The organism is Wujia chipingensis, from assembly GCF_014337155.1.
Lineage (GTDB): Bacteria > Bacillota > Clostridia > Lachnospirales > Lachnospiraceae > Coprococcus_C > Coprococcus_C hominis.
The window spans coordinates 1,613,398-1,625,966 of the sequence record NZ_CP060632.1; the positions used below are offsets into that span (position 1 = coordinate 1,613,398).

8 protein-coding genes are annotated in these 12,569 nt (G+C 45.8%); 1 reads left to right on the forward strand and 7 read right to left on the reverse strand.

The genetic code is table 11. The features are described 5' to 3' along the window. Positions 1-2 precede the first annotated feature (2 nt). From H9Q76_RS07560 to H9Q76_RS07570, 3 genes are all read right to left on the reverse strand, one after another. Positions 3-1,406: a hypothetical protein gene (locus H9Q76_RS07560; RefSeq protein WP_249320886.1), complete on the reverse strand. Its 1,404-nt coding sequence runs from the start codon at positions 1,404-1,406 to the stop codon at positions 3-5. A gap of 12 nt (positions 1,407-1,418) precedes the next feature. Then, positions 1,419-2,336, reverse strand: a complete 918-nt coding sequence (locus tag H9Q76_RS07565) for a hypothetical protein (protein ID WP_118373348.1) — start codon at positions 2,334-2,336, stop codon at positions 1,419-1,421. A 144-nt stretch (positions 2,337-2,480) separates the two neighbouring features. Next, positions 2,481-2,828 (reverse strand): LysM peptidoglycan-binding domain-containing protein, encoded by a 348-nt coding sequence (locus tag H9Q76_RS07570; protein WP_182428768.1) that lies wholly within the window; start codon positions 2,826-2,828, stop codon positions 2,481-2,483. Between the two features lie 160 nt (positions 2,829-2,988). Here H9Q76_RS07570 and H9Q76_RS07575 point away from each other — a divergent pair, with 160 nt between their 5' ends. Further along, on the forward strand, positions 2,989-7,215 hold the full coding sequence (locus H9Q76_RS07575; RefSeq protein WP_118373350.1) for a 2-hydroxyacyl-CoA dehydratase: 4,227 nt from the start codon (positions 2,989-2,991) through the stop codon (positions 7,213-7,215). A gap of 105 nt (positions 7,216-7,320) precedes the next feature. On the opposite strand, the gene hemW is transcribed toward H9Q76_RS07575, so the two are convergent. The 4 genes from hemW to gpr all read right to left on the reverse strand — a co-directional run bounded on the left by hemW (position 7,321) and on the right by gpr (position 12,527). Next, on the reverse strand, positions 7,321-8,520 hold the full coding sequence (gene hemW / locus H9Q76_RS07580) for a radical SAM family heme chaperone HemW (protein ID WP_118373351.1): 1,200 nt from the start codon (positions 8,518-8,520) through the stop codon (positions 7,321-7,323). Between the two features lie 8 nt (positions 8,521-8,528). Continuing rightward, a complete protein-coding gene (lepA, locus tag H9Q76_RS07585; protein ID WP_021984452.1) occupies positions 8,529-10,343 on the reverse strand; it encodes a translation elongation factor 4 in 1,815 nt (604 codons plus the stop codon). A 104-nt stretch (positions 10,344-10,447) separates the two neighbouring features. Beyond that, positions 10,448-11,596 (reverse strand): stage II sporulation protein P, encoded by a 1,149-nt coding sequence (locus H9Q76_RS07590; protein WP_182428769.1) that lies wholly within the window; start codon positions 11,594-11,596, stop codon positions 10,448-10,450. Between the two features lie 43 nt (positions 11,597-11,639). Then, positions 11,640-12,527, reverse strand: coding sequence for a GPR endopeptidase (gene gpr, locus H9Q76_RS07595; RefSeq protein WP_243022981.1), 888 nt, complete (start codon positions 12,525-12,527; stop codon positions 11,640-11,642). Positions 12,528-12,569: the final 42 nt, after the last annotated feature.

The following is a 12,569-nucleotide window of genomic DNA, read 5'->3' on the forward strand; positions in this document are numbered from 1 at the left end:
GATTACTCCTCTATCATCTCTGAAATCAGCTTATTACATGCCATAAGTTCGCTGTCATCCTTACAATTCTCAATTACATAATCAAAATAATCCCGGATCTCCTGCTGTGTATTCATGAAGATCGGCATTGCAGCAAGAAGCTTACACATCATACTACGGTAAACCGGTCTCTTCACACTCGAAAACAAATCGCCAAGTTCCTTTACAAGTGCTTCCTTCTTTGCTGTGATATACGCATGATCTGCGTTTTCTGTCTTTCCAGAAACCTTGTCAAGATCAATAAACAAACTTGTAGAAAGCAGCTTGCTTACCTTATCCAGACGGTCAAATGTCTCTGTTAGTGCAAGGCTTTCAATCTGCTCGGCTTTTCCAACCCGGACCTCATCTAAAACAGCTTCTAATATCACGATTGATTCATATACACGCTCCTGCACACCCTCAATCGTGAAGAACTCATCCATCACCTCATCCGGTAACTGATCGATCGTCTCTGCCTTTACACACGCCTTTATAATGCGAAGTGCTGCTGCATACCCCGGTACATCTTCTTCGTTCTTCTCATATGCTGCATCAATCGTAAGTAGGATCGTATACACATCATTTATGACTTCCTGTAACAGCATAAACGCTGACACTTCGTTGTTGATGATCGTCGCAGCCTGATTCAGACGCTTCGTCAGATCCTCAAACTCCGGCAATGTAAGTGCTGCATAATCAGCCTCAGCCAGATCCGTATATACATGATATAAAAATGGATATTCCGTCTCAAAGCCCTTTGGTTTCTTCAAAAGCACGGCACTGCGCAGCATATCGACAAACTCATCCACAGAGGTTGTCTCACCCTCCTCGTAGATATTCAGTGTTGAGTTGATGATATCGTAAAACTTGTTCTTCGTCATGCGAACCGGAAGCTGTGCCATCAGAAGCTGTAATTTGCTGTTTATCACAACGGTATCATTCTCTGCAAATACATAGTCAAACATCTTCTCAGAAAGCCCTTTTGCATCGACCGGTACCACCTCATCACGCACGGCTGCCTCCACACGGTTTAACACATACTCATAAATCTCATATGCATCCGTGTAAGCGGTCAGAATATGCATCTTATATTCTACATTGCTACGAAGCTGTGCGATTGCTTCCATAGAATCTTCGTCCACTGCCTCGCGCTTAACCAGATGACGGTCTAACAAGCCTGTCAGAAGTGCAAAATATTTGCAGACATCCGTGTTCTTGTCATCCTGCTCATCGCATACTTCCTTCATCGTGTAATAATTCATGCTTCCCTTTACCGTTGCATAGCAGTTATACTGTCTGCCAAGCAGCTCTGCATATTCCGGAAGCTTCGTGTCTAAGTCTTTGTCTCTCTGTATATCTGTCACTAATTTCTTACATGTTGCTATCATTATATCAGTCTCCTATTTCACATGCTCATGCGTAAATAAATGTTCGTTACAATACTCATAATTTCCGTTACATTTTGAGCAGAACCGAAACTCCAGATCATCGCCATCCCGCTCCGTTCTTCCACAGATTGCACATTTGTGCTTCGTGATGTTCGATGGATATCCCATCTGCTGTGCCTTGTGACGCCGGTCTGCCTCTCCGTTTACCTGTCGAGAGAGATTCTCCACGCGACGATCATAATCCCGTTTTCTTCGTTTCGCTGCCGCCTTGCTGTTCGAGCTCCGCATACCGACACCCCGCCCCATAATCAGGTAGAATATAAAGAAATTCACCAGATACGCAATGATGGAACCACGGTTCAACGTACTTGTGGTTGGCCGCATAAATTCATATGCCATCAATCCCATATCTATAACTGCGACCCAGAAAGCACGGATTGGAATGAAAAACATAAACAACACACGTGCATCCGAATACATCAGTGCAAACGCTAAGAACAATCCATAATCAAAGTAATACATTGCCCATATTCCAACATCCATCATGCCAAGAATGGAACCATTTGCACAATAGTAAATACTGATGCCTAACATGATGACCGTATTCCAGAACCATGCACCAAATATATAAAGGTTAAACATAAATGTTCCCATGGCCTGTTCGATCTGTTGTCCAAACAAAATCAATATAAATATCATCAGTATTCCAACTAAATTCAAATCTCCCGGTGGTGAAAATACCCATGTAAACAATCTCCAGAACTCATGCTGTTCCAAAATCGCATATGGTGAAAAAACAAGCTTGACAGCAAACGTCGGTACAAACGCCCATAATATATATGAGATTGCCATCACAACTGCGATCTTGATCGGGAGATTTCGAATTGCAAATTTACCAAATTTTTTCTCTAACTTCGCAAAAAAACTCAAATTAAATTTTCCTCACTTTCACTTTGCATATCAATTCGATATTATACCCTATATACATAAAAAAAGCAATCGCCACGCGCGAATTCTCCGTCTGTGGCAATCACTTTTCTCATACACTTCTATCCCATTTTCACCAATCTGTTTCTATGACTGTTTTTCTTTCTCCGGCGGGATCCGGATAATCGTTCCAAGCGGTACCCGCAGATCGTAAAGCTCCCGGTTATACTGCATCAGATCCGCAATATCCGTATCAAATTCCCGGACTAAGCTTCCAAGCGTCTCTCCAACCTTCGCCGTATAATAACGCCTCTCTTCTTCCTCATACACCTCTGTCGGAATACAGATTTCATCTCCCGGCTGCAGATTGTAGACATTGACATATGGATTTTCTTTCAGGATATCAATCAGACGTACACCATAAAGCTTTGATAATTTGTACAGCGTATCTCCGGCAACGACTTTGTGCACGGTTCCCTTACATTCATGCTCCATCGCACATATCTCCATACTCATTTCTGATTATTTTATTCTTAATAGGAAGAAAATGTTCACAATTTTTGTGTTGAAATTCATGATTCTTTCCTATATAATGTCAGATGTCGAAAAATACAGAAATATGAAATGGTAAAATAGCAAAAGAGGTAATTATCAAATGAAGAGATTAGGAATCGATATTGGTTCGACCACAGTCAAGGTTGCTGTGATCGACGAAGAACATAACATATTATTTTCTGAATACAAGCGTCACTTTGCGAATATCAAAGAGACATTAAAGGAGCTTGTAGAGCATGCCAGCAAGGAGCTTGGAAATGTTGAGGTTGCTCCTACGATCACCGGTTCCGGTGGACTTGCATTGGCACAGGTCATCGGAATTCCGTTTGAGCAGGAGGTTGTCTGTGTATCGGAGGCTCTGACTGACTATGCTCCACAGACGGATGTTGCCATCGAGCTTGGCGGTGAGGATGCCAAGATCATTTATTTTACAAACGGTGTGGAACAGCGTATGAACGGTGTATGTGCCGGCGGTACCGGTTCCTTCATCGACCAGATGGCTTCCCTGCTCCAGACCGATGCTTCCGGACTGAATACATACGCGAAAGACTATGATACGATCTATCCGATTGCCGCGCGTTGTGGTGTATTCGCAAAAACAGATATCCAGCCGCTCATCAACGAAGGTGCAACGAAGCCAAACCTTGCAGCTTCTATCTTCCAGGCGGTTGTCAACCAGACGATCAGTGGCCTTGCCTGTGGTAAGCCAATCAAAGGAAATGTAGCATTTTTAGGTGGTCCTCTCCACTTCCTCGACCAGCTCAAGGAAGCGTTCGTGCGAACACTGAACCTGACACCGGAGCATATTATCGCACCGGGACATTCGCATCTGTTCGCGGCTGTCGGTGCAGCACTTCAGGCAAAGGAAGAGACACACTATACATTGGATGAGATCAGCGGAAAGCTCACAGCCGACCTTAAGATTGCTGTGGATGTAGACCGTCTTCCACCGCTGTTTGCATCGCAGGAAGACTATGATGCTTTCATCAAAAAGCAGGAGAAAAATAGAGTATTACGTTCCGACCTTGCCACCTACAAGGGGAAATGTTTCCTCGGTGTCGACGCCGGTTCCACAACAACCAAGGTTGCACTGGTTGCTGAGGATGGCAGTCTGCTCTATGATTTTTATAGCAGCAACGATGGCAGTCCGCTTCGTACAACCCTGCGTGCCATGAAAGATATCTATACAAAGCTCCCGGAAGGCGTGGAGATTGTAGCCGGCTGCTCTACCGGATATGGAGAAGCCTTGATTAAGTCTGCCCTTATGCTTGACTATGGTGAGGTAGAAACAATCGCTCATTATACTGCCGCTGCATTTTTTGATCCGGACGTGGACTGTATCTTAGATATCGGTGGTCAGGATATGAAATGTATCAAGATCAAGAATGAAGTCGTCGACAATGTCATGCTGAACGAAGCATGTTCCTCCGGCTGTGGCTCTTTCATCGAGACATTTGCCAAATCGTTAAATTATGATGTGAAAGATTTCGCGAAGATCGCACTTTTCGCAGAAAGCCCGATCGATCTTGGAAGCCGTTGTACTGTATTTATGAATTCCAAAGTAAAGCAGGCACAGAAGGAAGGCGCAAGCGTCGCTGACATCTCTGCCGGCCTTGCTTATTCTGTTATTAAGAACGCCCTTTTGAAGGTAATCAAGCTGACCGATCCGAAGTCACTTGGCAAAAATATCGTCGTACAGGGTGGAACCTTCTATAACGATGCGGTTCTTCGAAGCTTCGAGCTTATCTCCGGCAGGGAAGCAATCCGTCCGGACATCGCCGGTATCATGGGAGCCTTCGGTGCAGCCCTGATTGCGAGAGACCGTTACGAGGAAGGTGACCAGACGACCATGCTCTCCAAGGAAGCAATGGAAGCACTCACCTACGAGACAAAGATGGCGCGTTGTAAGGGATGTACGAACAACTGTCTCCTTACAATCAACCGTTTCACCGGCGGCAGACAGTTCATCACAGGTAACCGTTGTGAACGTGGTCTTGGATTAAAGAAGAACCAGCACAACATGCCGAACTTATTTGAATACAAATTCAACCGGTTGTTCTCTTATGAACCGCTGACCGAAAGTGAAGCGTACCGTGGCATCATCGGTATTCCACGTGTCCTGAACATGTATGAGAACTATCCGTTCTGGTTTACATTCCTGACGAAACTCGGCTACCGGGTACTGCTCTCTCCGAAGTCATCAAGAGACATCTATACCCTTGGTATCGAGTCTATTCCAAGTGAATCGGAATGTTATCCGGCAAAGATCTCACATGGTCATGTTATGTGGCTGTTGAAGCAGGGAATCAAGACGATCTTCTATCCTTGTATCCCTTACGAGCGCAACGAGACACCGGACGCAAACAATCACTACAACTGCCCGATCGTCACAAGTTATGCAGAGAATATCAAGAACAACATGGAAGAGGTTTCCGCACCGGATGTCACCTACATCCGTCCGTTCCTTGCACTCGATAATAAAGAGGCATTAAAGGATCGTCTGCTACGTGAATTCTCGAAATATACAAACGTCACAAAGGAAGAAATAAACGATGCAGTTGAGGCTGCTTATGCAGAAGCAGATGCCGTCAAAGCGGACATTCAGAAGAAGGGCGAAGAGACAATTGCTTATCTGGAGAAGACCGATAAGCTCGGTATCGTGCTTGCCGGTCGTCCATACCATCTGGATCCGGAGATCAACCATGGACTTCCAGAGCTTATTAACTCGTACGATATCGCTGTTTTAACAGAAGACTCTGTTGCTCATCTTGCCAAAGTAGAACGTCCTTTGATCGTATCCGATCAGTGGATGTACCACTCCCGTCTGTACAAGGCGGCAAACTACGTCAAGTCAAGCAGGAATCTGGAGCTGATCCAATTAAACTCCTTCGGCTGTGGTCTGGACGCTGTTACAACGGACTGTGTCAACGATATTCTGACAAACTCCGGTAAAATCTATACCGTATTAAAGATTGATGAAGTCAGCAACTTAGGTGCGGCACGTATCCGTATCCGTTCGCTGATCAGTGCAGTCAATGTCAGAAGAAAGCATAACTTCACACCATGTCCGATGCCAAGTAATTATAACCGTGTAGAATTCACAACAGATATGAAGGATTATACTGTATTGGTACCACAGCTCTCCCCAATTCATTTCAATGTATTGGCTCCGGCGATGCGCCATATGGGATTAAATATTGAGATTCTTCCGGATGCAACAAAAGAAGTCATTGATACCGGCTTAAAATATGTAAACAACGATGCCTGCTATCCTTCTTTGATCGTTGTAGGTCAGATGATGCATGCCATCACATCCGGCAAATATGACATCAATAAACTGGCACTTATTATGACACAGACCGGCGGTGGCTGCCGTGCAACAAACTACGTTGGCTTTATCCGTCGTGCACTTGCGAAGGCCGGCTACCCACAGATTCCGGTGATTGCCCTCTCCGTACAGGGCTTTGAGAATAACTCCGGTTTCGTATGGAATATGAAGACGGTCAAATGCGCGATGCAGGCGCTCGCAATCGGAGATCTGTTCATGCGCGTTGTCTACCAGACTCGTCCATACGAGAAGGTAAAGGGATCTGTCAATAAGCTGCACCGCAAATGGGAACATGCAGCCATCCGTTGCATGGAAAATGGCGGTCGCGGATTCAGTAAACTGGTACATGATATCGTCAAAGACTTCGACAACGTGCCTTTGAATGAAAATATAAAGAAACCGCGTGTTGGTATCGTTGGCGAGATTCTTGTTAAGTTCCTCCCATCTGCCAACAACCACTTAGTAGAGCTTTTGGAGGCAGAAGGTGCCGAAGCAGTTATGCCGGATCTGCTGGACTTCTTCCAGTACTGCTTCTACAACAACAATTACAAATATGAATACCTTGGCAAGACGAAGAAGTCTGCAAGAAACGGAAACCTTGGTATTGCTGCACTCGAAGCACTGCGCCACCCGGTAGTCAGTGCCTTAAAGAAGAGTAAGCGGTTCCATCCACCAGTGCACATCAAGACGCTGGCAGAATATGCCCGTCCGATCGTATCCATCGGTAACCAGACCGGTGAAGGCTGGTTCCTGACCGGCGAGATGGTCGAGCTTATAAGGAGTGGTGCCAGCAACATCGTATGCTGTCAGCCATTTGCCTGTCTGCCAAACCACATTGTCGGTAAGGGTGTTATCAAATCCCTGCGTCATGCTTATCCGGATGCCAACATCGTCGCAATCGACTATGATCCGGGTGCTTCTGAAGTCAATCAGGTAAACCGTATCAAGCTGATGCTTGCAACGGCAAGAAAGAACATGGAAGAAAACGATAACAAATAAAGCAACAAAAAAGAAACGGTTTTCAAATTGAAAATCGTTTCTTTTTTATTGCTATGCAAATGAAACTTCCAAAGGAAAAATGATTCTCTCCTCTTCCCGATTCAATTAAGAATCCAGCAGGAAATCTGCCAGAATCACATTGCTGACATCTATCCCGGCATCCGTCAGATAGATCCGGTCACCTTCGCTTGCCATGAAGCCTTCTCCGATATATTTATTCAGGACGCTTCCATATACCTCATAGATATCTTTATTGAACCGTTCCTTGAAGTCCTCCCGGCTCACGCCACAGGTCATCCGCAGACCAAGGAACATGAATTCCTCCATCCGCGCATCTATGTAGATATTCGTCACATTCTCACGCAATGTCCGCGTCGTATCGTTATACAGAAGCTCCATATTATCTGTCTCTACAAACTTGTCAGACAGGTTTTCCATCAGCTCAATATATTTGAAGATATCGCGCATGTTGTTGAACCGTTTCCCCTGGAAATACGAGGATGCGCCAATACCAAAGCCGATATACTCGCCGCCCGTCCAGTAAACCATGTTATGCTTGCACTCATATCCCGGCTTTGCATAATTGGAAAATTCGTAACGGTCATAACCGTGTGCCGCCAGAAGCTGTTTCGTAATCTCATACATCCGGCGATCCACCATCTCCGGTGGAAGCTCATTTAAGATCTGCGGATCTTTTGCAAACGGAGTTCCCTCCTCAATACTTAAGGAATACGCAGATATATGCTCCGGACCAAACTCGATCACGCGGGACAATGTATCGACATAGGTATGAATCGTCTGCCCCGGAAGTCCGGACATGATATCAATGTTAATATTCTGGAATCCTGCACGTCTTGCCGCATTATAGCTTGCCACAAACTGATCGAAATTATGAATCCGTCCAAGCTTCTTCAGCATATCATCATCGCAGGACTGTAACCCGATACTGATCCGGTTAATACCAGCCGCCTTATAACCATTTAATTTCTGGTGGCGCAGCGTGCCCGGATTTGCCTCGATTGTCACTTCGGCATTCTTCTCCACATGAAAATACCGGCGGATAAACGCCATTATATTTGTGATCAGGGATTCATCTAACAGGGACGGTGTTCCACCCCCGATAAAGATACTGCGCACCCCGTAGTCTGCAACGATTGGCGCATACATCTTGATCTCCTGACACAGGCAATCAACATAGCGAAGCATCGTTCCATAACTCTCCCCATCGAATGACAGGAAATCACAGTATTTGCATTTTACGACGCAAAACGGTATATGAACATATAAGCTCACATATTTTTTCATTCGTTTTCCTACTCCTCATCTAACTTCAGTACACTCATAAACGCCTTCTGTGGAATCTCTACGTTTCCGACCTGACGCATACGCTTCTTTCCTTCCTTCTGCTTCTCCAGGAGCTTTCTCTTACGCGAGATATCTCCACCGTAGCATTTTGCAAGCACATCTTTACGCATCGCCTTGACAGTCTCTCTGGCAATAACCTTGGAACCGATGGCTGCCTGAATTGGAATCTCGAAGAGCTGTCTTGGAATCTCCTCTTTTAACTTCTCACACATCTTTCTGCCACGCTCATAGGCAGTATCCTTGTGCAGAATAAAGGAAAGTGCATCGACTTCTTCTTTGTTGATCAGGATATCCAGCTTGACAAGATCGGAACGGACATAGCCCTTCATCTCATAATCAAATGATGCATATCCGCGCGATCTAGATTTTAACGCATCAAAGAAATCATAGATGATCTCATTCAATGGCAGATCGTATTTTAAGAGCGCACGTGTCGTCTCCATATATTCCATACTCTTGTAGACACCGCGTCGTTCCTGACAAAGCTGCATGATCGCACCGACATATTCTGTTGTCACCATGATCTCTGCACTGACAAATGGCTCCTCCATATATTCGATCGTCGAAGGGTCCGGCAGGTTTGATGGATTCGTCAGCTCCATTACCTCACCGTCTGTCTTATGCACACGGTAGATAACGCCCGGTGCTGTTGTCACCAGATCCAGATTGTATTCGCGCTCTAAACGCTCCTGAATGATCTCCAAATGAAGCAAACCAAGGAATCCACAACGGAAACCAAAGCCGAGTGCAATGGAAGTCTCCGGCTCATAGCTTAACGATGCATCGTTTAACTGCAACTTCTCCAAAGCATCTCTCAAATCCGGATATTTCGCACCATCCGCCGGATACAATCCACAGTAAACCATCGGATTTACTTTCTTATAACCTGGCAACGCCTCTGCACATGGGTTGTCCGCATCCGTGACGGTATCACCAACCGTCGTATCCTTTACATTCTTCAGACTGGCAGTAATGTATCCAACCATACCGGCTGAAAGTTCATCGCATGGGATAAACTGTCCAGCTCCGAAAATTCCGACCTGTACAACCTCTGCCTCTGCTTCGGTTGCCATCATACGGATATTCGTTCCTTTTTTCACTGTACCGTCAAATACACGACAGAAAATGATAACGCCCTTGTAGGCATCATACAAGCTGTCAAAGATCAGCGCCTTTAACGGTGCATCTGCATCGCCTTCCGGTGCCGGTATTTTGGTCACGATCTGCTCTAAAACTTCCTCGATATTCGTACCATTTTTTGCTGAGATCCGCGGAGCATCGTGTGCCTCGATTCCGATCACATCCTCAATCTCCGCTACAACACGATCCGGATCTGCGGATGGCAGGTCAATTTTATTGATGACCGGCATGATCTCCAGATTATGATCCACTGCCAGATAACAGTTTGCCAGTGTCTGTGCTTCAATTCCCTGCGCCGCATCGACGATCAGGATTGCACCCTCACAGGCTGCCAGACTCCGGGATACCTCATAGTTAAAATCCACATGTCCCGGTGTGTCGATCAGATTGAAGATATATTCCTCTCCATCCTCTGCCTTGTAGACAATACGCACAGCCTGTGCCTTGATCGTAATGCCTCGTTCCCGCTCAAGATCCATATTGTCTAACACCTGATTCTGCATCTCACGGCTTGTGAGTAGTCCGGTCTTCTCAATGATCCGGTCCGCCAATGTTGATTTGCCATGATCGATATGTGCAATGATACAGAAATTTCGTATTTTACTTTTATCCAAATGTGCCATATACTTTTACAACCTCATAATTTCCGATTTCCTGTCACCACAAAACGCATGATGACCCGCGTATATCAGTACGCTCTTAGTTGTCAAAAGTATACCACACTTTCCTACTCTTGTGCAATCAGCACTTTATAGAGAATTGCGCCAAGTGGCACCATTGCGTTTTTCGCCTCAGCAACCGTATTGGTCTGTGCCCCAACTTCAATCAGGGATGAACGCGGCATTTTATTTAAGTTAAAACAGTACCCCCGCACATAGATGCGACGCATCAGATCCCCATACAATTCTTTTCCTGCCAGATGCATCTGCAGACTGAATGCCAGATTCTCCTGCCGGTATGGATTGTACAGATAATCAATCTCCCCATTCTCATTTGTCCGGCTCATGCCATTTAAAAACATGATCTGCGCAGTCGGCACACCATCGATGTCCCGTACAAGCCGCACATCCTCCCGGACGCCATCCCGATGAATATCCAATACCACCTCAATCGACGGATACTGCTGCAAGATTGCATCTATACCATCACTTGCATAATCATACGCCAGGCTTCGATCCTCTACTCCATCCACCACATCATAGACAGTACGGTCATGATAAACCGGAATGCCATAATCTTCCTCCAGAATGCGTGTAAGCTCATCCCCCAGTCCGATCACAGTATCCTCGATCACACCCGGACGGCTGTCCGCAAACGTTTCACTGCCATGTGTATGATAAATCAGGACTTTATACTCCCCCGAAGCGGGATCAATATGCAGATCCTCTGATAACAGCGTATCCGCAGCCAGCTCCTCCGCGGTAACATTCGTAGAACTATCGATTGTATAACAGTTTCCGACCAGAAAATCATAATTATTTAACTGTTCCATCGAATATGTAATACCCGCTGGGATGGAAAGCGGTTGCACCATAGTTTCTGCAGTCTCCGCATCTCCATCGGAAGCGACTGTCACCGCTTCGGTCGTCGTTTCCGTTTCTTCGCTTCCGGTCTCACACGAAAAAGCCGTCTCGGTATCCATGCCGGTCGAAACGGCGACCTTATCCCACCGGTTTCCGGTCGTATCCACCTCCGAATCCGCAAGCACCGGAACAAACAGATTCCGAAGCTTCGAACCGGTCGTATCCACATGCAGGACCGGCGCCACAGTCTCTTGGAAGAACGCCTGTGCCTGACCGGATAGCATTGTAACATCCAGCCGTACCAGTACACCCAGACATAATGCACAGACCAGACACGTCAATATAATTTTCACCCAATTTCTCTCCATACCTTAAATATATGCAGAGCCACCGGTATTATGTTAGAAAACGGTTGATTGCCTCTGAGATTGTGAAGCTGACACGACCGATCAGCTCATCAATATTTTTCGGTGTTACAAACATGGAGGATACCGTCGGCGTCTGGATAAATTCAACAATTTCTTTCTCATATTGCCGAAGGACCGATACCGGTAATTTTTCCAGCAATCCCTCCATCGCATGACTGATCATTGCTGGCATTGAAATCACAGTCGGTACGCCAACCGCAATCACGGGAACCCCCAGCGTCTCTTCATTCAATGATAATCTGCGGTTTCCAACACCAGCCCCCGGTGTAATTCCAGTATCACACACCTGTATCGTTGTATTTAACCGTTCTGCCTCTCTCGCTGCAAGTGCATCGATACAAATCACAACATCTGGATTGATCTCCCTGCACAGGGATTGTATGATCGTGCTCGTCTCAATTCCAGTCTGCGCCATAACACCAGGGCAGAGTGCAGAGATTTCCATAGAATGTTTCACAACACCTTCCCGAAGTAGATGTCTTGTGATATAGAGATGATCGACAACACTTGGTCCAAGTGCGTCCGGTGTGATATTCCGATTTCCAAGACCGATTACAAGAATATGGTCTGCCCCATGAAACAGTTCTTTTAGGACATCATGCAGTGCCAGCACGAATGGCATATGGATATTCTCGTCCTCCGAACAAAGCTTTGGACTCTCCAAAGTTATATAATTTCCGATCGGTTTTCCGAGGATCTCTGCCCCTGTCTGATCGAGCACACGGATGTGTGTCTTGGTCAGTCCGTATTCAGAATCCTCATAGGTTTCCACCCGGACACCAGCAATATCATTTTTCTCGGAGATATCTTCCTTTAACTCCAAGGCAAGGTCGGTTCGCACATAATTTTCCAGCATAAAAAATACTACTCCTTTTTCGGAGTAGTATTTCCTTTTTTT